The organism is Clostridium fungisolvens, from assembly GCF_014193895.1.
Lineage (GTDB): Bacteria > Bacillota > Clostridia > Clostridiales > Clostridiaceae > Clostridium_AR > Clostridium_AR fungisolvens.
Genome location: NZ_BLZR01000001.1, coordinates 4,774,706 through 4,800,930, shown reverse-complemented (window position 1 = coordinate 4,800,930; position 26,225 = coordinate 4,774,706). Strand labels below are relative to the sequence as shown.

General features: G+C 30.3%; 25 protein-coding genes. 19 read left to right on the top strand and 6 right to left on the bottom strand.

Annotated features, from left to right (window positions below; all coding sequences use genetic code 11):
* The first annotated feature begins 28 nt into the window (after positions 1-28).
* Entirely contained in the window at positions 29-688 is a 660-nt protein-coding gene (locus bsdtw1_RS21265) for an HAD family hydrolase (protein ID WP_183279490.1), read from the top strand.
* 76 nt (positions 689-764) lie between these two features.
* Here bsdtw1_RS21265 and bsdtw1_RS21260 read toward each other — a convergent pair whose 3' ends face one another.
* On the bottom strand, positions 765-1,166 hold the full coding sequence (locus bsdtw1_RS21260) for an RrF2 family transcriptional regulator (RefSeq protein ID WP_183279489.1): 402 nt from the start codon (positions 1,164-1,166) through the stop codon (positions 765-767).
* A 226-nt stretch (positions 1,167-1,392) separates the two neighbouring features.
* On the opposite strand from bsdtw1_RS21260, the gene bsdtw1_RS21255 reads away from it, so the two are divergent.
* The 6 genes from bsdtw1_RS21255 (at position 1,393) to bsdtw1_RS21230 (ending at position 8,222) form a co-directional block, all read left to right on the top strand.
* Positions 1,393-2,040 carry a TetR/AcrR family transcriptional regulator gene (locus bsdtw1_RS21255; RefSeq protein WP_183279488.1) on the top strand — a complete coding sequence of 216 codons (648 nt, stop codon included), beginning with the start codon at positions 1,393-1,395 and terminating at the stop codon, positions 2,038-2,040.
* Between the two features lie 26 nt (positions 2,041-2,066).
* Positions 2,067-2,765, top strand: coding sequence for an ABC transporter ATP-binding protein (locus bsdtw1_RS21250; RefSeq protein ID WP_183279487.1), 699 nt, complete (start codon positions 2,067-2,069; stop codon positions 2,763-2,765).
* Positions 2,765-5,005: an ABC transporter permease gene (locus bsdtw1_RS21245; RefSeq protein ID WP_183279486.1), complete on the top strand. Its 2,241-nt coding sequence runs from the start codon at positions 2,765-2,767 to the stop codon at positions 5,003-5,005. The genes bsdtw1_RS21250 and bsdtw1_RS21245 overlap by 1 nt, the downstream gene beginning before the upstream one ends.
* 337 nt (positions 5,006-5,342) lie before the next feature.
* Positions 5,343-6,317, top strand: a complete 975-nt coding sequence (locus tag bsdtw1_RS21240; RefSeq protein ID WP_183279485.1) for a 2-hydroxyacid dehydrogenase — start codon at positions 5,343-5,345, stop codon at positions 6,315-6,317.
* Positions 6,318-6,510: 193 nt separating this feature from the next.
* Positions 6,511-7,407 (top strand): MBL fold metallo-hydrolase, encoded by an 897-nt coding sequence (locus bsdtw1_RS21235; RefSeq protein WP_183279871.1) that lies wholly within the window; start codon positions 6,511-6,513, stop codon positions 7,405-7,407.
* Positions 7,408-7,469: 62 nt separating this feature from the next.
* Positions 7,470-8,222 carry a nitroreductase family protein gene (locus bsdtw1_RS21230; protein WP_183279484.1) on the top strand — a complete coding sequence of 251 codons (753 nt, stop codon included), beginning with the start codon at positions 7,470-7,472 and terminating at the stop codon, positions 8,220-8,222.
* Between the two features lie 310 nt (positions 8,223-8,532).
* Here bsdtw1_RS21230 and bsdtw1_RS21225 read toward each other — a convergent pair whose 3' ends face one another.
* A complete protein-coding gene (locus tag bsdtw1_RS21225; protein ID WP_183279483.1) occupies positions 8,533-9,129 on the bottom strand; it encodes a superoxide dismutase in 597 nt (198 codons plus the stop codon).
* A gap of 171 nt (positions 9,130-9,300) precedes the next feature.
* Between bsdtw1_RS21225 and bsdtw1_RS21220 the strand changes: the two genes are divergently transcribed.
* Positions 9,301-9,858 carry a rubrerythrin family protein gene (locus bsdtw1_RS21220; protein WP_183279482.1) on the top strand — a complete coding sequence of 186 codons (558 nt, stop codon included), beginning with the start codon at positions 9,301-9,303 and terminating at the stop codon, positions 9,856-9,858.
* A gap of 262 nt (positions 9,859-10,120) precedes the next feature.
* Here the strand turns inward: bsdtw1_RS21220 and bsdtw1_RS21215 are convergent, their stop codons facing one another.
* Positions 10,121-10,597: a Dps family protein gene (locus bsdtw1_RS21215; protein WP_183279481.1), complete on the bottom strand. Its 477-nt coding sequence runs from the start codon at positions 10,595-10,597 to the stop codon at positions 10,121-10,123.
* A 309-nt stretch (positions 10,598-10,906) separates the two neighbouring features.
* Here bsdtw1_RS21215 and bsdtw1_RS21210 point away from each other — a divergent pair, with 309 nt between their 5' ends.
* Genes bsdtw1_RS21210 through bsdtw1_RS21200 form a run of 3 tightly spaced genes read left to right on the top strand, consistent with a single transcriptional unit; the run spans position 10,907 to position 14,569 of the window.
* Entirely contained in the window at positions 10,907-12,373 is a 1,467-nt protein-coding gene (locus bsdtw1_RS21210) for a spore germination protein (RefSeq protein WP_244638202.1), read from the top strand.
* Positions 12,366-13,436: a GerAB/ArcD/ProY family transporter gene (locus tag bsdtw1_RS21205; protein ID WP_183279480.1), complete on the top strand. Its 1,071-nt coding sequence runs from the start codon at positions 12,366-12,368 to the stop codon at positions 13,434-13,436. The genes bsdtw1_RS21210 and bsdtw1_RS21205 overlap by 8 nt, the downstream gene beginning before the upstream one ends.
* Before the next feature lie 5 nt (positions 13,437-13,441).
* Positions 13,442-14,569 carry a Ger(x)C family spore germination protein gene (locus bsdtw1_RS21200; RefSeq protein WP_244638201.1) on the top strand — a complete coding sequence of 376 codons (1,128 nt, stop codon included), beginning with the start codon at positions 13,442-13,444 and terminating at the stop codon, positions 14,567-14,569.
* Between the two features lie 265 nt (positions 14,570-14,834).
* Here the strand turns inward: bsdtw1_RS21200 and bsdtw1_RS21195 are convergent, their stop codons facing one another.
* Positions 14,835-15,260, bottom strand: a complete 426-nt coding sequence (locus bsdtw1_RS21195; protein WP_205245291.1) for a Fur family transcriptional regulator — start codon at positions 15,258-15,260, stop codon at positions 14,835-14,837.
* A 153-nt stretch (positions 15,261-15,413) separates the two neighbouring features.
* On the opposite strand from bsdtw1_RS21195, the gene bsdtw1_RS21190 reads away from it, so the two are divergent.
* The 5 genes from bsdtw1_RS21190 to bsdtw1_RS21170 all read left to right on the top strand — a co-directional run bounded on the left by bsdtw1_RS21190 (position 15,414) and on the right by bsdtw1_RS21170 (position 20,709).
* The gene (locus bsdtw1_RS21190) at positions 15,414-16,577 is read left to right on the top strand and encodes a sensor histidine kinase (RefSeq protein ID WP_183279479.1); all 1,164 of its coding nucleotides are present in this window, start codon (positions 15,414-15,416) and stop codon (positions 16,575-16,577) included.
* Between the two features lie 20 nt (positions 16,578-16,597).
* Positions 16,598-17,254 (top strand): response regulator transcription factor, encoded by a 657-nt coding sequence (locus bsdtw1_RS21185; RefSeq protein WP_183279478.1) that lies wholly within the window; start codon positions 16,598-16,600, stop codon positions 17,252-17,254.
* A 293-nt stretch (positions 17,255-17,547) separates the two neighbouring features.
* A complete protein-coding gene (locus tag bsdtw1_RS21180) occupies positions 17,548-18,492 on the top strand; it encodes an ABC transporter ATP-binding protein (RefSeq protein ID WP_183279477.1) in 945 nt (314 codons plus the stop codon).
* Position 18,493: 1 nt separating this feature from the next.
* Positions 18,494-19,630: an ABC transporter permease gene (locus bsdtw1_RS21175; protein WP_183279476.1), complete on the top strand. Its 1,137-nt coding sequence runs from the start codon at positions 18,494-18,496 to the stop codon at positions 19,628-19,630.
* Positions 19,631-19,632: 2 nt separating this feature from the next.
* Entirely contained in the window at positions 19,633-20,709 is a 1,077-nt protein-coding gene (locus bsdtw1_RS21170; RefSeq protein ID WP_183279475.1) for an ABC transporter permease, read from the top strand.
* Between the two features lie 159 nt (positions 20,710-20,868).
* On the opposite strand, the gene mgrA is transcribed toward bsdtw1_RS21170, so the two are convergent.
* Entirely contained in the window at positions 20,869-21,861 is a 993-nt protein-coding gene (gene mgrA / locus bsdtw1_RS21165; RefSeq protein ID WP_183279474.1) for an L-glyceraldehyde 3-phosphate reductase, read from the bottom strand.
* Between the two features lie 300 nt (positions 21,862-22,161).
* Entirely contained in the window at positions 22,162-22,422 is a 261-nt protein-coding gene (locus bsdtw1_RS21160; protein WP_183279473.1) for a thioredoxin family protein, read from the bottom strand.
* 163 nt (positions 22,423-22,585) lie between these two features.
* Between bsdtw1_RS21160 and ltaE the strand changes: the two genes are divergently transcribed.
* The 3 genes from ltaE (at position 22,586) to bsdtw1_RS21145 (ending at position 26,185) form a co-directional block, all read left to right on the top strand.
* Positions 22,586-23,620 (top strand): low-specificity L-threonine aldolase, encoded by a 1,035-nt coding sequence (ltaE, locus tag bsdtw1_RS21155; protein WP_183279472.1) that lies wholly within the window; start codon positions 22,586-22,588, stop codon positions 23,618-23,620.
* 408 nt (positions 23,621-24,028) lie between these two features.
* On the top strand, positions 24,029-24,925 hold the full coding sequence (locus bsdtw1_RS21150) for a M15 family metallopeptidase (RefSeq protein WP_183279471.1): 897 nt from the start codon (positions 24,029-24,031) through the stop codon (positions 24,923-24,925).
* A 120-nt stretch (positions 24,926-25,045) separates the two neighbouring features.
* Positions 25,046-26,185: an amidase domain-containing protein gene (locus bsdtw1_RS21145; RefSeq protein WP_371874741.1), complete on the top strand. Its 1,140-nt coding sequence runs from the start codon at positions 25,046-25,048 to the stop codon at positions 26,183-26,185.
* Positions 26,186-26,225: the final 40 nt, after the last annotated feature.

Genomic DNA, 26,225 nt, shown 5'->3' with positions numbered 1-26,225 from the left:
AATTATTGATGTTAGGAGAGTGTTAAGAATGTATAAATGCTGTGTTTTTGACTTAGATGGTACTTTAATAAATTCAATTAAAGCCATAGCCTATACTACAAATTTAACTTTGAAAAAATATGGACTAGGTCCTGTGGATGAAGATCATTATAAGATATTTGTTGGTGATGGGTACAAGAAACTAATAGAGCGTGTTTTAATTTATTGTGGTGATAAAGATTTAATAAATTACGAGGATGCACTTATCACTTATACTGAATATTTTAAAATTCATTGTATGTATGAAGTCAGGGCGTATGATGGAATTAAAGAAATGTTAGATTATTTAAAATTAAATAATGTCAAAATTGCAGTTTTATCGAATAAACCTCATGATAGGACTATTGATAACATTGAGGGAATATTTGGAACAGGGTATTTTGATAGCATTTCTGGAGAAAAAGATGGAGTTAGAAGAAAACCAGATCCTGAAGGAGCAATTAATACAGCTATTAATCTTGGGCTGACACCTAAAGAATGTTTGTATATAGGAGATACTAATACAGATATGAAGACTGGTATTGGAGCCGGAATGGATGTAGTTGGAGTTACTTGGGGATTTAGAACTCGTGAGGAACTGGAAGAGTATAACCCAAAATATATAATTGATACTCCAAATGAAATTATAGATATAATAAAAAATGTTTAAATCCCTTAAATATAATATTTATGCAGTTTAAGTAAGGGATGTAAGATCACGTTTGTGATTTTACATCCCTTTTCACTTATTCATTTGTTGAATGATTTTGAATTACTTCATAGATTTTTTTATTCTTCAGATAAGCTTCCATTACATTTTCTGCTTCTTCCATTACTTTGAGAATGGAACATATACCTTCCTCTTGTAAATCACAGTTAAACAGTGCTCCGGTTCCTTCGATCGCTTTGATTACATCCATAAATGAAATCTCTTCTTTCTTTTTACGTAGGATATAACCACCGTTAACACCTGGAGTTGATTGAATTAAATCTGCTTTCACTAACTGAGTTAAAATTTTCGAAAGATAAGTAGAAGATATATTGAAATGTTTTGCTAGTGTTTGTAAGCCTAAGTTGTCAGTTTTATCGTGTTTCATCATGAATGCAATTGTATGTAATGCATAGTTTGTTGCCTTCGTATATTTCAAAATATACCTCCTTTAAAAGGTATCGCAGACCTCGTTTGTCTATAATTTTAAATTTAATACTTGCGTCTGTCAATGCTTTAGCTAGTAGAAGGTAATTTCAATCATGATGAGATAAAATACTTAATATTAATATATTGACAAAGTGACTCTTTAGTCATATGATATGACTAAAGAGTCACATGACTTAAGAGTCATGATTTTTATCTTAAATTTAAGGTGGGATTATATGCCGAAGGATACTTTTTTTAATCTAAATGAAGAAAAACAAGAAAAGATAATGAGAACGGCTGTAAGTGAGTTCTCTAATAATGGTTTTGAAAATGCCAATATAGGAAATATTGCAAAGAATGCCTCTGTAGCAAAAGGTAGTATGTATCAATATTTTGAGAACAAAAAGGAGTTATTCTTATTTTCACTACAATGGTCTTTAGAACTTGTCATGAATAAATATGGTAAATACTTAGTATTAGCAGATGACAATATAAATATTTTTGATTATTTATATCAAAGTTCTAAGGATATGTGGTCTCAGATAAATGATGAAAGAGAAGTGATTATCTTCATTCAGGATGTTTTTTTAGGAAAGTATAATCATTTAACTAACGAATCGATGAAATATATGATGAAGGTTTCGGATGAGTATATATTAAAGATTGTTCAGGATGGAAAGAGAAATGGGAGTATAAGAACAGATATAGAAGATGAAATAATAGCTTTATTCATTACTGGTGTATCAATGAAGATTAAAGAGCGCATGATGAATAGAGCAAGGGAAGCTGGAGAAGATATTGTGGATGAAGGCTTTGAGGTCATAGAAAAAGATATTAAAAGTATGATTGAGTTATTAAAAAATGGACTAGGAACTAAGTCTTAAATAGATAGGGAGGCATGAGATAGATTATGTTTATAGAGATTTCTAAGTTAAAAAAGAGTTATGTAACTGGAGATATTGTAACGCAGGTACTTAAAGGTGTTAGTATGGGGTTAAATAAAGGAGAGATAGGGGTTATCCTTGGGCCTTCTGGTTCAGGAAAATCAACCCTACTTAATATAATCGGAGGTATAGATCGTAGTGATTCTGGAAGAGTTATAGTAGACGATGAAGATATTATAGCTCTTAATGATGACAAGCTTACAGATTATAGGCGAGAAAAGATAGGTTTCGTATTTCAATTTTATAATCTAATTCCTAATTTGACTGTTGGAGAAAATATTGAGGTTGTTTCTAATATAAGCAAGAATCCTCTAAATACAGATGAGGTACTTAAAGCTGTGGGGATGTTTGAGAAAAAGTACAGATTTCCAAAGGAGTTAAGCGGAGGCGAGCAGCAAAGGGTAGCTATAGCTAGAGCAGTAGTGAAAAATCCAAAGCTTCTTTTATGTGATGAACCAACAGGTGCTCTAGACTTCAGTACTTCAAGAGATATATTGAAGCTATTGCAAAAGGTAAACAAAGAGTTTGGCACTACAATACTTATGATTACTCATAATAATGCAATAAGTGATATGGCAAATAAGGTATACAAGGTTAGAAACGGCGAGATAGTGGAACAGCTTGAAAATAAAGTGATCTTACCAGCAGAAAGGATTGAGTGGTAATGGTTATAAATAATAAGATAAAGAGAACCATGCTAGAAAACAAATCTCAATATATTGGATCATTATTATTAATTATTATAAGTTGTATGCTTTATACGATGTTTAATCAGCTAACTGTAAGTATGAAGAATACTTCAGCAGCTTTTGAAAGTAATTATTATCAAGAAGATGCTAGCTTTATTGCTGACAAACAAATCAAAAACATAGATGAATTAGAATCAAAATTTAACCTCCGTATGGAAGAAGTAAAGACTTTTGATTATAACGTTTCTGAAGGAAAGACTCTTAGAATATTTAGCGAAAACAAAAAGGTTAATGTGCCTGCCGCTATTGAAGGAACTACCTTAAAAGGTGGAGATATAATTATAGATCCATCATATGCAAAAGCTAATTCTATTAAGATAGGAGATAACGTAACTATTGCTTCTAAAAGTTTTAAGGTTTCTGGTTTTATGTCTATACCTAACTATATATATGTTATAAAGCAAGAAAGTGACATATTAAATGATCCAAAGAGTTTTGGAATAGCAGTTATTAGTAAAGAAGACTTAAAGAGTATCGGTGAAGGAAATATTTCCTACGCAATAAGATTTAATAATAGAGGAAATATAGATGATAATATAGCAAAATTTAAGAATTATTTGAAGGAACAAAATATAATAGTTCTCAAATGGAGTAATGTCACTGAGAATCCAAGAGTAACGTATGAAACTGCAAAGGTAGATGGAATAGAGCAAATGAGTACTTCAATGCCTATATTTGTATTACTTTTAACATGTATACTTACAGGTATAGTTATATGGAGAATGTTAAAAAAGGAGTTTGGATTAATAGGAACTCTTTATTCCTTTGGGTATAGAAAGAAAGAAATAATGAAGCATTATATAACTTATCCGCTATCAGTTGCAGTTGTAGGTGGAATCATCGGTACCTTTTTAGGAACACTTACAGTTAAACCAATGCTTAAGGTAATGTTAGCTTATTTTAATATGCCTATGGGGCCAATGAAGTACGATCCTAAATATATTATTATAAGCTTACTACTCCCAATAGCATTCTTAGGACTATGTGGATATTTTGTAATTAATAAGGCTCTGAAAAATTCTCCGTTAGATTTAATTAGAGGTGGGAGAGAGAAGAATAAGGTTGGATTCATTGAAAAGAGATTAAAGCTCGATAAACTAGGATTTTCTACAAAGTTTAAAATAAGAGAGCAACTTAGAAGTATACCTAGAAGCATCTTTCTGCTACTTGGAATAGCTTTTGCAACTATGCTTCTCTTGATGGGTTTTGTAATGAAGAGTTCTATGGATTACCTTATAAAGGACACTTACGAGAGCACATATAAATATCAATATCAGTACTTGTTCAATTCACTCCAGAGTGGTAAAAACGATAATGCAGAAAGATTTTCTATATCACCATTTAGTTTAAAATCAGATGAAAAACACAGTTTTAATATATATGGGATAGAAGGAAATTCTAGGTATATAGTTCTTAAGGATTCGAAAGGTAGTAAACTTGATACAAACAAGGTTGTTTTCACAAAACCTCTAGCTGATAACCTAAAGCTTAAGATAGGTGATAAGGTGAAACTTATCAATAAGCTTGATTCAAAAGAGTATGATATAACCGTGGATAGTATTGCAGATACCTATATTGGTGAGTATATTTATATGCCAATAAGTAATTTTAACTCTATGTTAAGTTATCCTAAAGATAGTTACATGGGACTTATGAGTAAGGAAGCATTAAATATACCTAAAGAGAAACTCCTAAGTACTGCTACTCTTGATGAAATCAAAAATGCCTTTGATGCCTTAACAAAGCCAATGCAGGCTTATGTTGGAGCAATATCCTTCATGGCATTTATTATAGGGCTTATAGTTATATATGTAGTTACTTCTTTGATAATAGAAGAAAATAAGGAAAATATATCTCTAATGAAGGTACTAGGTTATAGAAAAAAAGAAGTTTACTCACTTATATTAAACAGTTCTTCCTTTATTGTGGTGCTAGGTTATCTAATAGGAATACCGCTGCTTTTAGCTTCGGTTAATCAAATGATAAGCTCAGCTACAAAAAGTATGAATCTAGTAATGCCTATAAGAATTAATTATATTTATGTTTTAATAGGATTTATAGTAATCTACTTAACCTATGAAGTATCAAAAGCCTTTAGCAGAAGAAAGGTTAATAGAGTTTCTATGACAGAGGCACTAAAATCTAGAGTAGAGTAAGAATATCATAGAGCCTCTACTGTATAACCACTTAATTTCAATAAGATCTTTAACCGAGATGTAAGTTGAAAACTTAATTATTAATTATAAACCAGTCTCAAAGCGTGGAGACTGGTTTTCATTTTAAGAAAAATGTGCCATATAACTTTAGTTTTGTTGTTAACTAACTTTAAATAAGAGTATAATTATGATTATACCAATTCAATTCCAGTGGAGATTTGGGTATTATAAAATAATGTTATAATCCTCTGGGATTATTTGATGATATTGTAAAGTATTTTTTTAGATAATAACTAGATCTATAAATAATTTATGTAAAGTAAATTGGGGGTATATTATGAGTAGACCAAAAGTATATATAGCAAAGTCAATTCCACAAGAGGTTGAGGAGTATATATCACAGTATTGTGATTTAGAAAAATGTGGTTCAGATGAAGACATAACTAGGGAAGAACTTTTAGAAAAGTTGAAGGATATGGATGGGCTTTTAACATCTGGCACTAAGATAGATGAAGAGTTATTAGAAAAAGCCCCAAACCTTAAAGTAGTTAGCAATATGTCTGTAGGTTATAATAATTTTGATTTAAAAGCAATGAAAAGTAGAAATATAATAGGTACCAATGTAGCTGGTGCACTTGATGATACTGTTGCTGATTTAATATTTGGACTTATGCTTGCTTGTGCAAGAAGAATAACTGAATTAGATAGATATGTAAAAGCAGGAAGATGGAATAAAGATGATGATCTTGAGCTTTACGGTGCAAATGTTCATCATAAAACCCTTGGGATTATTGGAATGGGAAGAATAGGTGAAGCTGTAGCCAAAAGAGCAAGTTTAGGATTCGATATGAATGTACTTTATTACAACAGAAGCAGAAAGAAAGAGGTTGAAGAAAAACTAGGAGCAGAGTATTGCACCATGGAAGAGCTTTTAAAGAAATCGGACTTTGTAGTTATCATGACTCCATTGACAGAAGAAACTTTCAATCTTATAGATGAGGACCAATTCAATTTAATGAAGCCTAGTGCAATATTTATTAATGCTTCAAGAGGAAAAACTATAAATGAGAAAGCACTGATTAAAGCGCTTCAAAATAAAAAAATAAAAGCAGCTGGATTGGATGTATTTGATGTGGAGCCAGTGCAAGCTGATAACCCATTATTAAAGATGGATAATGTAGTTACGCTTCCGCATATAGGGTCTGCTAATGAAGACACAAGACTTGATATGGCTAGATTAGCCGCTAAGAATCTTGTAAAGGCGTTAACTGAAGGAACTGCACCTAATATTGTTCCAGAGTTAAAAGAGTAAGATTTAATTAAGATATTAAAAATTTTATTTAATAGGTTTTATAACAATATAATTGAGTAAGTATATATGTAAATCGGCATGTTTACTATATATTTATATGATTATATGTTTTTATAATTATTTAATTTAATAATTAAATGACTATTTAGAGAACTAAATGTACTTTTAAACGCAGGAAGGAATGAATTTATATATGGAGCTTACCAAAATAAACGGAAATACTTATTATATTAATGCTCCAACTAATATCGGAGTTTATAGTTATAAAAATAAAAATTGTCTTCTTATTGATACTGGAATAAATAATTCTGCAGCAAGAAAAATTGAAGAAGTATTAAAAGAAAATAATCTTCATGTTAAGTATATAGTAAATACCCACAGTCATCCTGATCATTGTGGGGGTAACAATTATTTCAAAAATAATTATACTGGATGCATAGTCTATACCTCAGAAAAAGAAAAATTATATATGGAAAACATAGAACTAAGGGCAAATATGTTGTATACAGCTACTAGTCCTAAGAATCTTTCAGATGACTGCAAAGACTCAAATGTAGACTATGTTTTAGATCAAGGCAATACCAAGATAAATGATGATAAATTTGAGGTTTTTGATTTAAAAGGACATTCTCCACAAAGTATAGCAATAGTTACTTCAGATAAGGTATGTTTCTTAGGAGATGCTTTGTATAGTGGAACAATATTAGAAAAATATTCTTTCCCATACTTGTTTGATGTAGGTAGTGCACTTATTTCTTTAGAAAAGATAAAAGAAATAGATGCAGACTACTTTGTTATAAGCCATGCAGAAGACATTGTTAAGAAAGATGACATTATAGAATTAGTAGATAAAAATATTGATAATATCAAAGATTATTGCAACCAGATCATAGAGCTGTTAGAAAAGCCTTTAACAAAAGAGGAGTTGTTAGAAAATCTAACAATACTTAATGATTTAGATATTGATTTTAGGCAATATCATTTAAACTATTCATCAATGTCAGCATTTTTATCGTACCTCTACAACAAAGGAAAGATCAATTCCTCTGTAGAGAATGGAAGATTATATTACTATAGTGTTAATGATTAATTAGTGTGTTAAATAGAAAGCTTATTATGAATATAGAAATATTTTATTGAGAGGTAATATGAATGAATAATGAAAAGTTTTATGAGACCATGTACAAAAGAAAATCTATAAGAAAATATGATATGGGTTCTTTAGATGATAAGACTTTAAATGATATTAAAAGCTTTATAAGTGAGATTAATCCTTTAGTATCTGGAATTAAGACTGATTTACAGGTTATATCTCAAAATGATGTTAAAAGCTTTATGTCTATAAAAGCGCCTCATTATGTGGTAGTATTTTCTGAGAACAAAGATGGATATTTAACCAATATAGGTTTTATGCTTCAACAACTAGATTTATACTTGTCAGCTAACGGGTTAGGTGCTTGTTGGCAAGGAATGGCTAAACCAGCAAAAGATATAGTAAGTAAATCGGATCTAGAGTTTGTTATAATGCTAGCTTTTGGAAAACCAGCTGAGAGTTTATATAGAAGTGACATATCAGAGTTCAAAAGAAACTCGATAGAAACTATAAGAGATAAAGCTGATTTTGATGAGTTATTAGAATCTGTAAGAATAGCACCATCTGCTACAAATAGTCAGCCATGGCATTTTGATATAGAAGGAACCAAGTTATATGTTAATTGCATAAAGCTTAATCCTATCAAAGCGCTCATTATGGAAAAGATGAATAAAATTGATATGGGAATAGGATTATGTCATCTATCAATAGCAGCTAAGCATTCAGGTAAAGAATTTAAGTTTTTGCTAAATGAATCTGCAAAAGATAATGTTCCAAAGGGATACTTTAGTATTGGAAGTGTAGAAATATAGATATATAGCAATGTGAAAAAGGTTTTCTATAGATAAGCCAGTTCAGAATAAAATCAAAACTTGATAGTTAATTTGCTATTAATAATTAATATATCTTCAAACGTATAGTATTCAATGGAACTGGGCTATTTATGTTAATAATGAAAGCACGAAAAAGGGAGTTACTACGTATAAACTAACATTGTTTATATTGTAATAACTCCTTTTTATAGATGAGCCACTTCGTAATAAAATTTATATTTTTAAATTCTCTCACCAGAAACCGTGAGAGTTTTAAAAATAGATTTCGGATCGAAGTGGCTCATCTTTATTACTTTAATGCAGCTTGAAGTCTGCTATTAACATCTTCCCAATTAACTATATTCCACCAAGCCTCTACGAAGCCTGCTCTCTTGTTTTGGTATTTTAAGTAATAAGCATGTTCCCATACATCAACAATAAGAAGAGGGCATACTTCCCATTGAGTCAAGTTTTGATGCTTTTCTACTTGCAGAATAACTAGTTTGCTAAATAGTTTGTTCCAGCAAAGAACAGTCCAACCAGAACCTTCTACAGCTACTGCTGCAGCACTAAATTGTTTTTTGAAAGCATCATAACTGCCAAAGTCTTTCTTAATTTGGTCTGCAAGATTTCCAGTAGGCTCTCCACCGCCATTTGGACTCATGTTTTGCCAAAACATTGTATGTAGAATATGACCAGAACCATGGAAGGCATATTCTCTTTCCCAATGTTTTATTAAAGCAAAATCTCCTTTTTCTCTAGCCTCAGCTAGTTTTGTTTCTGCGTTGTTTAATCCATCTACATAAGCCTTATGATGTATATCGTGATGAATTTTAACAGTTTCTTGATCATAATGTGGTTCTAGTGCATCATAGGCATAAGGTAGATCTGGTAAAGTATATGGCATAATATCACCTCTTAATAAAATTTAGTCCCTAATATATTACCCACTATATAGAAAGTTATAAGCAAAATTATAACTTTGGATATTACAAATTAGGTTTACATAATCAGGTATATATTTTTTGTCGTAGTTAATAATACCAATGTAATTATAATTTGAGAGGATGTGTCTATATTGGCAGTAAACAATGCAATGACTGCTGACTTTTTACGTTCAGCGTATGGTGGAGAAAGTATGGCTCATATGAGATATCTTATATGGGGAGATTCAGCTGAAAAGGACGGGTATCCTAATATAGGTAAGCTATTTAGAGCTGTTGCTTATGCAGAATGGGCTCATGCAAAGAATCACTTTAATGTATTAAAAGAACAAGTGGGAGATAATACTGTCGTAGCAGGAGCAGTGTTTGGTCACACAAATATTATTGAGAATCTACAAGGTGCTATTGATGGAGAATTGCATGAAATAAAGCAAATGTATCCTGTTTATCTTGAAACAGCAAGATATCAAGAAGAGAAAGATGCGCAAAGATCCTTCAATTATGCATTAGAAGCAGAAAAAGTTCATGCAAAGATATTTGAATTTGCGCAAGAAACTGCAAAACAAGGCAAAGATTTAGATATAGCTACAATGTATGTTTGCCCAATCTGTGGCTATACTGAAATTGGTGATAATGTTGAAAAGTGCCCAATTTGTGGTGCTGGTAGAGATGTGTTTAAGGCTTTTGAATAAATAAGATAATAAGTATTCATAATTTGAACAAAATTGTATATTAATAAGCTAGATATCTTTGAGAATGAATCTAGATTTTAAAGCTATGCAGTAAAAAGCACTACTAAATCTTTTAAAGATATAGCAGTGCTTTTATTAAAGATGAAACACTTTAATCTGAAGCTTATTTTCAAAACTCCTCTGGGTTCTGAGAGGAGAATTTGAAAATATAAATTTAATTATGAAGTGGTTCATCTAAAGATGAAACACTTTAATCCGAAGTCTAACTTTTAGTAAATGCGGTTAACATCCATAAATTCTTCTCATATTTAGATATAAATCCTGACATAAGATCAACTGTACCTTGGTCATTTGCATCCTCTGCAAGTTTAAGTATATTTCTTGAAGCTTCTAATAATAATGAAAAATCTTTTCTTATAACTTCTATCGAATCTTCAGGTGTAACATCTTTGCTTTCTCTTTCAGCTATTGTGGATAGACTTAGATACTCTTTTAAAGAAGCAGCTGGAGTATGACCTAAAGTTAATATTCTTTCTGCAACGGCATCTAGATCTGTATTTACTTTATCGTAATATTCTTCAAACTTTGTGTGAAGTTCAAAGAAAGCAGCACCTTTTATATTCCAATGAAGATTGTGAAGTTTAGTATATATAATATTTAAGTTCGAAAGATACTTATTCAATTCTCTAACAACAGTTTCTATACCATCTTTTTCTAAACCAATATAATTTTTACCCATAAAAACCCTCCTTATTAATTACTATTTTTTATATGAAGACATAATAAAGTATAACCATTTAGCACTCGTAATATTTGCGTAATATAGTAGTAAATTAAAGCTAACACTATTTTATGTTAATTATAACTTTATAATAATTTTAATTTGAATACGCTGGGATAGGATAAAATTAATGAAATGAGAGAGAGTATCGTTAAAGTGTTTAAATCAAGTAAGGTTTATAATGGCGTAATAGAATTTAGAATAAATTCATGTAATTGAGAAAATATAATATTAATGCCCTAATTTACTTATTTGAGGATGTGAGTAATGATGTTTCCCAAAACAAGTATATCACTTAACCTATTCGATAACTTAAACACAATAGATAGATATATAGATGACTGTCCAGATATTGTAAAGAAAACAATAATGTTAAAAGAGATGAAAAAAGGATGTTTTATATTTATTAAAGATTTTGTTAATAATGATTTACTTCAAAGAGATTTTATAAAGCCATTGATGGCTATGGACTACTCTATATTATGTAGTAAAGAAATTATTGACTATCTGCCATCATCAAATCTTTCACTAGGCGATGATATTAATACTGTAGTTAAAGCAATTATGGACGGAAAGACTGTGTTCCTTGTGGAAGGTGCTAGTTTTGCAGTTATATGCAATATGATAGAGATTAAGGATAGAGCTATAAGCGAGCCAATTGGAGAAAAAAATGTTCGCAGCCCTCATGATGGTTTTATTGAATCTTTGGATACTAACATAACACTTTTAAGACGAAACATAAAAAATCATAATTTGAAGATTAAAACTATTGTATTAGGAACTATTACTAATCAAAGTATATCGATCGTGTATATTAAAGGAATAGCAAACCCAGAGTTAATAAATACATTATATAATAAAATTACTAGTATTGATACTGATGGGGTACTGTCATCAGGTAGTGTTCAGCAATTTATAACAGATTCAAAATACTCAATATTTCCACAATATTTATCGACTCAGAGGGTTGATAAAACTTTAGCAGCTCTCTTGGAAGGGCGAATTGTAATATTACTTGATGGAACTCCCCATGCATTAATAGCACCAGTTTCATTTTTTTCTTTTTTACAAAGCCCTGATGATTATAGTAGTAATTGGATATCATCTACATTGATACGACTAGTCCGAATATTAGGATTAATAATAACTTTAATATTGCCAGGTTTATATATTGCAATTACTTCATTTCATTATTATCTAGTTCCTCTAAACCTGCTGGTGCAACTTGGACAATCAAGGTCAAAAGTTGCCTTTCCTCCAATTGTAGAGGCCATTTTGATGGAACTTACAATTCAAATGTTGAAGGAGGCAGCTATTAGGTTACCAACTTATATAGGATCAACAATAGGAGTAGTTGGTGGTATTATAATTGGTCAGGCAGCAGTAGAAGCAGGTATAGTTAGCAATCTATTTATTATTATCATTGGGATAACTACAATAGCTTCTTTTATTATTCCGAGCTATGAGTTTGGGTTAGGCACTTTAGTACTTAGAATTGGCATATTGTTTATGTCATCTTTATTTGGAATAATTGGACTAATAGTATGTTTAGTAGTGTTACTTATGCATTTATTATCTTTAGAATCTTTAGGCCAGCCATATTTTATGCCAATATTACCTTTCAAACTAAGTGATTTAAAAGATAGTTTTATAAGATTACCAGTTCAATTTATGAAAAGAAGACCACATATGCCAAATCCTATAGATAAAAAAAGAGGAAATAAAGATGAGTGATACAAGACTAGATATTACATCCAAACAATTAGCAGCCTTTATAATATCTGCGCAAATTGGTATAGGAATTTTGTCTTTGCCATCCACCATTGTAGCTGAAGTAGGGCATGATGGTTGGATTTCAGTGCTTTTTGGTGGAATTCTATGTTTAATTTTAGCTTTATTAATTGTTTCCCTATTGAAAAAATATAAAAATAAGACGATTTTTGAAATAAATATACTAGTATACGGCAATATTCTTGGCTATGCATTAAATATTTTTACTGAATTATACTTAATGTTTATTACCGCAATAACTATAAGAATTTTCACTGAAACAGTTAGTATTATTATTCTTAGGTTTACTCCGCAGCTTGTAACAACAATAGTAATTTTAATTCCAACGATTTATGCTATGATAAAGGGTCTAAAATTAATATGCAGGTTTGCTACTTTGCTGTTTATTGCATATTTGATATTAGTTATGACTCTTTTTCTAATAATTAAGGATTTAAGATTTACTTATATAATGCCAATTGGTAAAGCGGGGTTAATTCCCATAATAAAAAATGTAAATCTAACCATATATGCGTACCTTGGTTTTGAATTAGTAACATTATTTTATCCGAAAATAAAGGATAAGGAAAATATCAGCAAGAAAATAGTAATAGGTATGCTATTTACTATAGCATATTATACTGGAATAGTAATGATATCAACTATGTTTTTCGGAGAAGTAAAGTTAGGTATGTTAGTATTTCCTATCTATAATATAGAACAATCAATAGCCATGCCTGTTATTGAAAGGTTAGATACAGTATATATGCTATTTTGGCTTCCAACGATGGGCGGAGCAGCAAGAGCTTACCTTTATGCAACATATTATAGTGCATCCATGCTATTTAAAATAAAAAGACAAGGATGGTTAATTACTTTTATAATTTTATTAGAAATAATAGCAAGTAGAATACCAAAAAGTTTTGAAGCTACATATAGATACTCAGCATATTCGGGAATAATGGGTATGATTTTTATAGTTATGACTATAGTAACATTTTTTATATCTCATTTAAGAAAGCGGTGAATTTATTGAAAATAAGAAATATGATTTGCCTTATATTAATAGTAATAATGCTATTGAATACTACTGGATGCTGGGATCAAAAGATATATGAGGAATCTGGTTTTGCATTACAAGTAGGTTTTGAAATAGCAGATGAAGATGAGCTGCTAATGTGTTTTACTATACCTGTACTTGATGAAAGGGCAACAGAAAAAACAGAACTAATATATGGTACTGCTAATTTATTGAGGGAATTTAGAGAAGAAGCAAGAAAGACATCATCTAAATATATTGAAGGCGGAAAAATTCAACAAGTTCTCATATCTGATTCACTGGCTGAAAGAGGAGTTCATAGTTTATTAGAAATACTTGAACGTGAACCAACAGATCCAACTATTGCGCATGTAGTGGTAGTAGAAGGAAGTCCCAAGGATTTATTTGAACAGGCACAAACATTTGGTGATAAGCCACCTTTGCCTTCAATATATCTTCATCAATTAATTAGAAGCAATATTAAATCATCAAATATACCAGAAACAAGAATTTTTCGTTTTACTACTGATTATTTTGCGCCAGGTATAGATCCAATAACGCCTATTATAAAAATTGAACGCAAAAAGGGCAAAGGGATTGCAATTATTGGTTCTGCTCTTTTTTTAGATGATAAGATGGTGGGAAAGATTGACACTGAGCAAACAGCCTTATTATTAGCAATGATGGGGAAAGCGAAAAAATCTGTATTTATTTCAAAGAATGCATTAAACCCAAAAGGTGAAAATAATAAAAGTGGATGTGCTGTTAATATTAAAACAGTAAAACGTAGTCTTAAAGCTAGACTTATAGATGATAAACCGACTATTGACATATCTTTAAATTTTAAAGTAATTCTTTCAGAATATAAGTGGCTTAATAAATATGATGAAACTGCTCAAAAATCCATTGAAGATGAACTGGCTAGGGAGATCAAAGAGAAATGTGAGAATACATTGCAATATACACAAGAAGTAGGAAGTGACCCTCTAGGGATAGGGGATATTATACGTTCAAAATATAATAACTATTGGGAGAAAGTTAAGTGGGAAAAGGAATATAAAGATGTAACTTTTAATGTTAATGTTAAAGTTGATATCAACAATTATGGATTGATACGTTAATATCATAGTGTTAGAGGTTGTATATGAAATAAGTCAAACTTTTTATTGGTGTTAAAATATCTGTATAATTAATTTTAAGTTGCTCCCGCAGTCTTTTATTTTTTTCAAATTTAGTTTGCTTTATGATTATCATATTGCAATATATATTACACTATTAATATTGATTATATTTGGAATTATATTATATAAAAAAGATATAGGATATAGTTGCAATTTATGCTAACTATCCTATATCTAAAAAATTATATTTAAAAAGTTGGCCTGATTATTCATCCTTATTACATAAGCAATTTTTGCATATACCTTTAAAATGAAAGGATTGTTCTTTCACTTGAAAACCCTCTAAGGTTTTAATATTAGAAATATTTATATCCATGTCTATATCATAAACTGTGCCGCAATTTTCACACTTAAAATGTCCATGAGCTTCTGGATTAAATAAGTCATATCTTATTTCGTTTCCTTCTATTGTGATAGCTTCTACAAGCTTCTTTTCAACAAACATGTTTAGAGTATTATATACAGTAGTTTTTGAAAGTGTAGGTATATCCTTAACTAATTCTTCATAAATTTGATTTACATTAGGATGATTTTGTCTTTCATTTAGATATTCAAAAATTCTCTTTCTTTGATAGGAAGGGCTGATACTATGTTCTCTTAAGTAAGCTTCAATATTAGTTATTTTAACCAAATTAATCACCTCTTATATAAAAATGTAATTAATACAAATTCATATTTAATTTAATAGCAGTAAATTTTTTAAAAATTGTAAATGGAACATACTGGATATAAATGTTATTAAGTTGTACTATATAAAGATAATATGAAAATTTTAGGAGGATATATGTCTAGTAAATTTGAGCAGGAAGAATCAATAATATTTTTAAGATACATATATATTTTTATATTCATATTAGCTTTTTCACATAATGGAGATAGGATAGATGTTTTTGATATAGTATTTTTATTATTATATATAATAAATAATCAAGTAAGATATTTCATGTTGCCTAGGAAATATGCATTTATAATTATATCTATTACTATTGAAACTTTATTGGCATATAAATTATATAGTTTAGGTGGTATATTTGGTGAGTTTATTTTTGTGTTACCTCTATTAGATATAATATATAACCTAAAAAAGATGTATTGGATATTTTATGCTTTATTTGTTACTACTTTATTATATAACCAAAACTTAGATAAAATACTTGGATGGGCAATAGTAGCCGTACCTTTAATTATAATTTTGGATAAGGTTAAAAATGAAGAGTATAGAAAAATAGAAGCTCAGGATTTATATGATAAATTAAGAGAAAAAGATGAAGAATTAAAAAAGGTTAATATGGAACTCGAAGCTTATGCAAACACAATAGAAGAGATAACACTTTTAAGGGAAAGAAATAGAGTATCGAGGGAAATTCATGACAATGTTGGACATGCATTATCTACTATAATAATTCAGCTTGGAGCAATAGAAAAGATAGCAGAAAAAGATGGAGAAACAGCTAGCCAAATGGCTAAAAGCCTGGGCCAATTCTCTAAGGAAAGTATGGAAAGAGTACGAGCTGCAGTAAGAGCTATGAAACCACGGGAGCTTGAAGAGTATGAAGGCGTAATTGCTATTTCTGAAATGATTAAAAACTTTGAGAAACTTACTGCGGTAAAAGTTAGGTTTAGAGTATCTGATAATGTATGGAAACTAAATTCAGATCAAACCATGGTTATATATAGAATAATCCAAGAGTTTCTATCAAACTCAGTAAGACATGGAAAAGCAACAGAGATAAGGGTGTTTTTAAATTTCTTAGATGATTATTTTAGGATGCATCTAAAAGATAACGGGAAGGGCTGTAATGATGTGGTGCCCGGTGTTGGGCTTTCTAGTATTAAAGAAAGAGTTTCTGTGTGGGGAGGAACTGTGGAATACTTCACTGAGATTAATAAAGGATTTGAACTTATTGTTACTATGGACAAAGGTAAGCTTAGTTTAGATGAAGTATAAATATGTTAGGGGGGGTATAGTTGGATAAGATAAAGATAATTATAGTGGATGATGAAAAGTTGATAAGAGAAGGTTTAAAGATAATACTTTCAACTTATGAAGATATAGAAGTATTGGCTTTATGCGAGGATGGCCATATAGCATATGAATTCTGTAAATCAAATAAGGTTGATGTAGTACTAATGGACATAAGAATGGATAATTGCGATGGAGTTTTAGGAACAAAACTTATAAAAAAGCTAAATGCCGAAACAAAGATACTTATACTAACTACCTTTAAAGACAGCGAGTATATTGAGGAAGCTCTAAAGAATGGTGCATCTGGATATTTGCTCAAGGATAGCTCTTATGACTTAATATATGGAGGAATAAAGGCAGCTTTTGGAGGAAATATAGTTGTCCATCCAGATATAGTATCTAAACTTGTAGTTAAAGAAAATGATAGAGATGATTCTTTAATAAAGGAAAAATTAAAAGAAGAAACAGGGCTCACTGAAAGAGAATTAACTATAGTAGAAGAAATAGCAAATGGACTATCCAATAAGGAAATTGGCGAAAAGATGTATCTTACAGAAGGAACTATAAAGAATAATATAACTACTATACTTTCTAAATTAGCTTTAAGGGATAGGACTCAAATAGCTATATTTGCTTTCAAGAACAACTTAATCAAGTAGAATTTTGAGGTCAGGAAATTCCTGACCTCAATTATTTTTATAAATATACTACATCTATAGAGTGCTTTTATTCAATGTGATTGACCAGTATAAAAATCATAATGTATAGCTACACCTGTTTAAAAATATCAAAAAGCATAAGTATAAATGACTTAAGTCATTCAATATGGTGACCAAGGCTAATATGTAATAAATAGGAAGCAGTATATAATTAACTCATAGATAAGAATTAAATGCAGCTAGATTTGAAGAATAAAAGAGTCTTAGCTGTTCAATATAAGGAGGATAATGAAATGAATATAGTAGAGGTAAATAATATAACAAAGAGATTTAACGATAAGCTTGTTTTAGATAATGTTTCATTTAGCATAAAGAAAGGTGAAATATTTGGACTACTTGGACCTAATGGAGCCGGAAAATCTACACTAATAAACTTGATGGTTGGACTCTTGAAAATGGATAAGGGTCAAGTATTGATAGGTGGCAATGATATAAGTAAAGAAACAATTAAAGCAAAAGAAAGAATCGGATTAGTTCCTCAAGAAATTGCATTATTTGAAGGTTTAAATGCAAAGGAAAACTTAGAATACTGGGGAGGCCTCTATGGATTAAGAGGAAAGATGCTTAAGGATAGAATAGACGAAGCTATAGAAATATCAGCACTTAAAGATCACCTGAAAAATCCAGTAAAAAAGTACTCAGGTGGAATGAAAAGAAGACTAAATATAGCTGCAGCAATGATGCACCACCCAGAAGTATTAATAATGGATGAGCCAACTGTAGGGGTAGACCCACAATCAAGAAATCATATTTTTGAAGTTGTTAAGAAGATGAATAAAGAATATAGCACCTCAATAATATATACATCTCACTACATGGAAGAAGTTGAACTTCTCTGTGATAACATTCTTATATTAGATTTAGGTAAAGAAGTAGCATTTGGAAATAAAGAAGAATTAAAGAGAATGATAATAAGTGATAAGGTAATTAAGATAAAAGCTCAAGGAAGATTGGAGGAATTAGCCTTTGCAATAAAGAAGCTTCCTAATATAAGAGGTACTGAAGTTTTAGGTGATGAAATTAAAGTGATATGTAATGAAGCGCTTACTATAAATGAAATCTTGGACGTTATAGCAGAGTACAAGGTTGCAGTAAGGAATATAGGAATAGAGGAACCTAATCTAGAAGAAGTGTTCTTAACACTTACAGGCAAAAATCTAAGGGATGAGGAGAAGTAAAATGAATCTAGTAACAGAGATAAAAAAGAACTTAATATCTTTTATTAGACAGAACAGAATAATATTTGTGCTATTTATAATTTGTCCTATGATAGCAGCTTATGTTTATGGTGTTATGCAACAGGATCTGTTCGCTGGTAAAAGTTCCTTTGAACCTGTAAAGGTTGAGTTTAAATATGACAAAACTTCACAAGAAGGCAAAGCTTTAGAATCAATGCTAAATACAAAAGAAGTTAAAAACTTTATAGATAGTGATACTGAAGATGATATAAAGTGTAGAGTTATAATAGATAAATCTTTTAATGATATAACAATAGAAAAAGTAACTGGATCCGATAGTGCATTAGATATGGTTCAGGGCTTTATGACAACTTTTACTGAAAATATTAATCAATATAAGGTTATCTACAAAAATATAGATTCTATTAGTTTAAATGATGAAGAAAAGAAAGCACTTACAAGTAAAATAATTGGAAAACTTCAGGAAGTACAAAAAGTTCCTTCCGTTAAGGAAAAAATAATAGAAGGCTACAAGTCATTAGGAGCAAGAGAATATTACACCATATCAATGTTTAGTTTCTCGTCAGTTATGATAATGCTTACCTTAGTAAAATTGTTCTACAAAGAGAAGAGAGTTGGAATACTAAGAAGGAGTTTCTCTACCCCTAACAAAAAAGTTAATTACTTAGCAGGATATTTAAGTTCATCCTTTATAATAGTATTTTTTATAAATATAGTATATGTGATGATAAATAAAATCTTAGGGATAGCTTTCACTACTTCGATAGTATGGATATTAGTTGCAGTTATTTTTCAAAGCTTGCTTCAGGCATCTGTTATAGGTCTAATAATAGCTTTTGTAAAAAGTGAGAAAGTAAGTAACTCAATAATTACTGTGATTACAGCTTTACCGTTAATGATTGGAGGCGTCTTCTATAGTGTTGACATGACTGATGCAAGTGTACTAAAAATAATATCTAATTTTTCTCCTAATTCCTTGATACTTAATTCTTATAAGAGTTTGGCTATAATTGAAGGAAGTTATGGTGCCTTAAATCAAATTATTCTTATGCTTTTAGTAGCTGTGATATTTTTAGTTGTAAGCTTTGTTAAAGTTAATATTGCATGGGAGGATTAACTATGAGTTTTTTAATATTGTTAAAAAGTAATCTAAAGAGATTGACTAAAAGTAAAAGCACTATTATAGCAACTATTATTGTTCCATTTATAGTGGTTTTATCCTTTGGTTTTTTATTTAAGAGTCTAATTGGAGCTGATAATGAGAATGTTATTGTAAATAGTGATAAGGGAAGCTATAGTAATGAATTCGTTAAAGAAATACAAACTAATACTAAGATTAAGATATATGATAAAGATACGGCAACAGAAAAGCTAAAAAAGAAAAATATAAGTGAATTCTATGAAATACCTGAGGATTTCTCTGATAAGATTGAAAAAGGTGAAAAGCCTCAAATAATTTCTTATAAGCTTGGAAGTAATTCTGATTTAGGAAATTTTCAATTAAATGCGGATTCACTGATAAATAATATGTTACTAAAAAATGAGTTTAAAAGTAACGGAAAAGATATAACATTGAAAGCTTTAAGTTATAAAGAAGCTAATATTTCAGTTATAGGAAAAGATAAGACTAATTTTGGAGATGCTATGGTTCTTAATCTAATAATAAGCTTTGCTTTATTCAGCTCTATTGGTATATCGATGGATCTATTTCACCTAAATGAGCAAAATATAATTGTGAGAAGTTTTACTACAGCTAATAAACCAAGAGTTATAATAGGAGCTATACTAGGGGCACTTTTTATAATATCTGCATTATCTTATAGTTTTATTTATATATTAAGTGCTTTAGTAAATTCCCCTAGTATGCTTACAAAAGCACCCATAGCAATTCTAAATATAATTTGTTTGGCATTAGTATCCTTAAGTCTTGGAATTCTAGTAACTAGAGTAGTAAAGAGGGAAAACTATATCAATGTAGTATTACAAATAATTGTAGGAGTTACATGCTTTGTAGGTGGAAGTTTTATGCCTTATGACTTTTTGCCTAAGTCTGTTACAGCATTTTCGAAGTTTACTCCTCAGTACTGGGCATTGCAATCAATAAATACTCAAAAACCAGAGTATGCATTGGTAGTAGTATTATTTTCACTAGTGTTATTTACTGCAGGAACCTTTAAAGTTAAGAGAATAGCTTAATTTGTATTAAATAACTTGGATTGTTATAGTAAAAGATATGCTAACTAAGTATTAAGGTTATTAAAAGAACTCTGCTGGGTTGTAAGCAGAGTTCTTTTAATATAAATTCTACTACGGAGTAATACATCCGTAATAAAAAGTTAAACATATTTAAATAAATTATTTAGTTATTTCATCTATTAATCTAAGCTCTTCTTCAGAGAAATCTAGATTATTTACTACCTGAACATTTTCTATAACTTGAGAAACTTTACTTGCACCTATAAGTGCAGAAGTAACTTTACCATTTCTTAAAACCCATGCAAGTGACATTTGAGCAAGAGATTGATTTCTGTTTTGTGCTATATCATTAAGCTTCTTTATCTTTTCAACCTTTTCTACAGTTATTGCATCACAATTTAGGAACGGAGAAGTTGGGTTAGCGGCTCTAGAATCCTGAGGAACTCCATTAATATATTTATTTGTAAGTAGTCCTTGAGCAAGAGGACAAAATGCTATAGATCCTATTCCTTCCTCTTCTAAAACTTCTTGAAGTCCGTTCTCAATCCATCTATCAAACATTGAATATCTTGGCTGATGAATAAGGCAAGGAGTTCCAAGCTCCTTCAATATCTTAGATGCCTTTGCTGTCTGTTCAGCACTATAGTTTGATATACCTACGTACAAAGCTTTACCTTGTCTAACTACTTGATCTAAAGCCATCATAGTTTCTTCAACAGGAGTATTTGGATCTGGTCTGTGAGAATAGAATATATCTACATAATCTAAATTCATTCTCTTCAAGCTTTGATCTAAGCTTGATATTAAATATTTTCTTGATCCCCAGTCACCATAAGGACCTGCCCACATTCCGTAGCCAGCTTTTGTAGAGATAACTAGCTCATCTCTATAACCAGAAAGCTCAGAGTGAAGAATTCTTCCAAAGTTTTCTTCAGCAGATCCTGGAGGTGGTCCATAGTTGTTTGCTAAATCAAAATGTGTTATTCCTAAATCAAAGGATGTGGTTATTAATCTTTTTTGGTTTTCTAAAGTGTCTACGCCACCGAAGTTATGCCATAAACCAAGAGATATCGCAGGCAGTTTTAGACCGCTTTTTCCACATCTATTATATTTCATATTAGTGTATCTTGAGCTTGATGGAGTATGTGCCATGAGTTTTCCCCCTTTAATATGAATATTTATTAAGGATAGTCTTACATAAAAATTCAAAATATTATTGATAATGTTTACATTATACCATTAGCCATATATAAAGTATATATTTTACATATACCACTTCAATTCGAAAGCTTTACTTTGAGGTTAATGACTGAAGTAGTTTATCTATATAAATATTATATAAAATGCTAATTGATATTTAAGTGCATATTTTAAAAAGCTTTCAATAAAAAATACCCTTCGAGCCTATTCTGCTGAAAGGTATTTTTTCATTTATAAAGATAATCCTATGTTCTATAATAATGCAGTATCAAATACTTGCTTTATTTTTTCTTTTGTAGCAACGCCCTCATGTACCTTTTCACCGTTAATGTAATAAGTTGGTACGTAATAATAATCGTATTGATCTGCTAAATCTGGCTCTAAGTTTTCGTCAATAGTTTTTATTTCTATATCTGAATATGCTGGATTTTCTTGTTCAAGCTCTTTCATCCAGTTTATTGCTTGTTTGCAGTAAGGGCATGATTTCATCATAAAAAATAGTACTGGTCTCATAGAATTTCACCACCTTAATAATAAGTAATTTTTATATATTATACCTCTCTATTTAAGTTTTTATCAATATTATAGTGTGTTATTATTAAAGATGTACATCTATATTTAATAGTAATTACTTATTCTATAAGAACATTTAATTTTGTATTTGGGGAGGCAGGTTATGTCAAAAAGATTTATTGATTTAAGAAGTGATACAGTAACACAACCAACAGAAGCAATGAGAAAGGCTATGTTCAAAGCAATGGTTGGAGACGATGTATATGGCGATGACCCTACAATAAATGAACTTGAAAAATATGCTGCAGAACTAGTAGGAATGGAAGCTGCATTATTTGTACCAAGTGGAACTTTTGGTAATCAATTAGCACTTTTTACTCATTGTAGAAGAGGAGAAGAGGTTATTCTAGGTGAGGATTGTCATATAGTAGCTCATGAAGTTGGAGCTGCAGCTGTTATAGCGGGTGTGCAATTAAGAGCTCTTCCAACAGAGAGAGGAAGAATGAATTTAGAAAAAATAAGAAGTACTATAAGAACTGAAGATATTCATTTTCCAGAAACATCATTGATTTGTGTTGAAAATGCTTATTCAAATGGAGCTGTAGTAGACTTAGATTATATGAGAGCGATAAGTAATATAGCAAAAGAAGCCAATCTTAAAGTTCATATAGATGGAGCTAGATTATTTAACGCAGCATCATTCTTGAAGGTTGAAGCTAAAGAAATAACAAAATATTGTGATTCGGTAATGTTCTGTTTATCAAAAGGTCTTTGTGCACCAGTAGGATCTATGCTAGCGGGTAGTCAGGAATTTATAGATAAGGCTAGAAAAAAGAGAAAATTAATGGGTGGTGGACTTAGACAAGCTGGTTTCTTAGCAGCAGCAGGTTTAATTGCTTTAAAGGATATGACTAAGAGACTTAGTGAGGATCATGGGAATGCAGTATATCTAGCAGATGAACTGGATAAAATTGAGGGAATTAAAGTAGATAGAGATAACTTAGATATAAACATGGTTTTCTTTACTATAGATAATATTGAAGATATATCAGATAAATTAGTTAAGTATTTTAATGATAGTGATATAAAAATAAATGGACAAGAAGGCGGAAAGCTAAGATTTGTTACTCATTACTGGATTTCAAAAGAAGATATAGATTATGTTATAAATACTTTGAAAAATTTTTTGAATAATTAATCTTAATTAACAATATTTGAAGTTTATATATCACGCCATCTTTCTCTTTAATTAAATACGCAAAGAATTATAAATATGGTATTGGAAACGGTGGTAAATATATCTACACATACGAATTTAGTATGTGGAAAATATATAAATGAAAGTCTTAATGTTAGAAACTATAACATTAAGACTTTTTTCTATATTAATGAATTTTAATAGATTTCGGATTGAAGTGTTTCATCTTTATAGAGTTCCTAACTCAACTATTAATTTATACATGCCCGAAAATCCCCAGAAGCCGAAATTTTCGAACAAGTATAAATTAAGTTTCCATACAGGAACTCTCTAAATAACAATCTTAGACATAATTTTAAATAAAATTGTTAGTACTATTCTAAATATTTAGTAGGGGTGATGATATTTATGAAAAAAAGAATAATTCTAGTAATACTAATGGTATGTTTACTGTTTTCCTATGAGGCTAGAGGTAAGGTAAAAGAAGTTGATTATAATATAACGATGAAACAAGATTTACTTACCCTTATGATGGCATATCCTTCTTATATAACAGGAGTAGAAAAGAATAATGATAATATATATATTGTCATGAAGTCAGGAAAAAAGATAATTTATGATGACAAAAAGCAAAAAACTTTTGAGCAAAAGCTAGCTAATCCCGATCTTCAAGATATGCTTGAACAAATTTATCCACTTGAATCAATAGATGGAGTTGTAGCAGATAAATTTGATCCTGGAAGAATGAGAGTTTATGAATTATTACATGACGTATATGGGCATAGTAAAGGTGAAATAGAAAAAAATTTAAAGTCAGTGGCAGGAGGAATGCAGTTTAATGGACAAAATAATGCTGCAAGTAGTCTAAATACAGTAGTAAAGTCCTTAAATGAATTGACAAAGTCTAATGGGAAGGCATCATCAGATATTTACCCATTCAATGGAACTTATAATTATAGAATAATAGCTGGAACAGGAAGATTAAGTCCTCATGCTTTTGGTATTGCAATAGATCTTAACAGAGATTCAAGAGACTATTGGCAATGGGCTTCTTTAGAACAAGGAGATAAGAGAATAAAAGGATATACAAAGGAGATACCTAAGATATTCGAAGCTAATAATTTTATATGGGGAGGAAAGTGGAGACATTTTGATATACTTCACTACGAGTACAGACCGGAAATTCTAATTAAGGCTAAATATTTTGGAAATAAAGATGACAAGTATGATAACTGGTGGGGGAAGGTACCAACCAATGATCAGAGCATAAAGTCGTTCATAGATATAATAGAAAAAAGTTTATGATTATATTAATGTATTTTACAATGTATAAAAAGTATCATCAAGTCTTATGATAAGAACTAAGGACAGAATGATAAATCTATATTTTTAAATCACTTAAATATTAGTGTAAAAGGTGGTTTTATGATGCTAAAGAAAATATGTTATGGAAAACAGATGATTATAAAGATATCCAGTTTATTTTTGATTTTTACAATTCTTAGTTCTTGTTTTTGTATAAAGCAAGTTAATGCTGAGCCTAGTACAAACGAAGGTGCTAAGCCAATTACAAAAGAAGAAGCAACCACAATAGTACAGGATATCTTTAATAATAGAAATAAAGCAATAATAGATGGTAATATGAATTTAGTGAAGGAATTATACGATACGAAAACTAAGTATGGCACTTGGGCTTATGAGTATGAGCAAAAAAAAGATCAATACCTTCACAATTGGCAAGAAAAGCAGGGTGCTAAGTTTGTAGAAATAGTTCCAAAGGTTGTTGTAAGAAAGGTGAGAGGAGATCAAACTAAGGCCTCTATTAATTTTATTTGTTCTACTGAATACAAATATATCTACGACAATGAACCTGATGTATTAAACAGCTTTAGAATAGGCACATATCATATAATGAGTTTGGCTAAGTTAGGAGATAAGTGGATTATAAATAAAGAATGGTATAAGGATCCCTTTGGAGACTCTTTGGATTTAGAGAAACTTAAAGTAGACTCTATAAAGACTCATATACTTTCGCAGCCTCCAAGAGATTTCTCTACTCTGAATGAGAGAAGAAAAGGTGCAATGGATTATGCATTTAGATATTGCGGAGCAGCAAGTGAAGAGATTTTTGAATTTAAGTATAATAAAAAATATAGAGACTATAACCCAGAAGGTGGAGATTGTGCGAACTTTGCATCACAGATACTATATGAAGGTGGTAAGTTTAAAAAGAATGGAGCTTGGGGCTATGATAGTAGTGGTGCTACAAGAGCTTGGCTCAATGCGGATGGGTTTAAAAACTATATGGTGGGAAGTGGAAGAGCGTCGGTTATAGCATATGGAAGCTATGAAAAAGTATATAAAGCATCTTATAAATTGCTTCCAGGAGATTTTGTTGCATACGAAAAAAAGGGAGACATAAATCATATTTCAGTTGTTACCGGGGCTGACTCTAAAGGGTATGCCTTAGTTACTTGCCACAATACCGATAGAAACAACGTTCCTTGGGATTTGGGCTGGAGTGATAAAAAGATAAAATACTGGCTTGTAAGAGTTCATTATTAAAAAGACGTAATGTTAATTAAATAATATAGTTGTTCATTAA

Excerpts from the sequence above, each read along its gene's own strand:
- bsdtw1_RS21215 (WP_183279481.1), bottom strand. The coding sequence starts at position 10,597 with ATGGGTAAAAATTATATTGGTTTAGAAAAAGATGGTATAGAAACTGTT.
- bsdtw1_RS21190 (WP_183279479.1), top strand. The coding sequence starts at position 15,414 with ATGTCTAGTAAATTTGAGCAGGAAGAATCAATAATATTTTTAAGATAC.
- bsdtw1_RS21265 (WP_183279490.1), top strand. The coding sequence starts at position 29 with ATGTATAAATGCTGTGTTTTTGACTTAGATGGTACTTTAATAAATTCA.
- bsdtw1_RS21175 (WP_183279476.1), top strand. The coding sequence starts at position 18,494 with ATGAATCTAGTAACAGAGATAAAAAAGAACTTAATATCTTTTATTAGA.
- mgrA (WP_183279474.1), bottom strand. The coding sequence starts at position 21,861 with ATGGCACATACTCCATCAAGCTCAAGATACACTAATATGAAATATAAT.
- bsdtw1_RS21250 (WP_183279487.1), top strand. The coding sequence starts at position 2,067 with ATGTTTATAGAGATTTCTAAGTTAAAAAAGAGTTATGTAACTGGAGAT.
- bsdtw1_RS21160 (WP_183279473.1), bottom strand. The coding sequence starts at position 22,422 with ATGAGACCAGTACTATTTTTTATGATGAAATCATGCCCTTACTGCAAA.
- bsdtw1_RS21235 (WP_183279871.1), top strand. The coding sequence starts at position 6,511 with ATGGAGCTTACCAAAATAAACGGAAATACTTATTATATTAATGCTCCA.
- bsdtw1_RS21225 (WP_183279483.1), bottom strand. The coding sequence starts at position 9,129 with ATGCCATATACTTTACCAGATCTACCTTATGCCTATGATGCACTAGAA.
- bsdtw1_RS21240 (WP_183279485.1), top strand. The coding sequence starts at position 5,343 with ATGAGTAGACCAAAAGTATATATAGCAAAGTCAATTCCACAAGAGGTT.
- bsdtw1_RS21150 (WP_183279471.1), top strand. The coding sequence starts at position 24,029 with ATGAAAAAAAGAATAATTCTAGTAATACTAATGGTATGTTTACTGTTT.
- bsdtw1_RS21145 (WP_371874741.1), top strand. The coding sequence starts at position 25,046 with ATGATGCTAAAGAAAATATGTTATGGAAAACAGATGATTATAAAGATA.
- ltaE (WP_183279472.1), top strand. The coding sequence starts at position 22,586 with ATGTCAAAAAGATTTATTGATTTAAGAAGTGATACAGTAACACAACCA.
- bsdtw1_RS21170 (WP_183279475.1), top strand. The coding sequence starts at position 19,633 with ATGAGTTTTTTAATATTGTTAAAAAGTAATCTAAAGAGATTGACTAAA.
- bsdtw1_RS21255 (WP_183279488.1), top strand. The coding sequence starts at position 1,393 with ATGCCGAAGGATACTTTTTTTAATCTAAATGAAGAAAAACAAGAAAAG.
- bsdtw1_RS21245 (WP_183279486.1), top strand. The coding sequence starts at position 2,765 with ATGGTTATAAATAATAAGATAAAGAGAACCATGCTAGAAAACAAATCT.
- bsdtw1_RS21210 (WP_244638202.1), top strand. The coding sequence starts at position 10,907 with ATGATGTTTCCCAAAACAAGTATATCACTTAACCTATTCGATAACTTA.
- bsdtw1_RS21205 (WP_183279480.1), top strand. The coding sequence starts at position 12,366 with ATGAGTGATACAAGACTAGATATTACATCCAAACAATTAGCAGCCTTT.
- bsdtw1_RS21180 (WP_183279477.1), top strand. The coding sequence starts at position 17,548 with ATGAATATAGTAGAGGTAAATAATATAACAAAGAGATTTAACGATAAG.
- bsdtw1_RS21230 (WP_183279484.1), top strand. The coding sequence starts at position 7,470 with ATGAATAATGAAAAGTTTTATGAGACCATGTACAAAAGAAAATCTATA.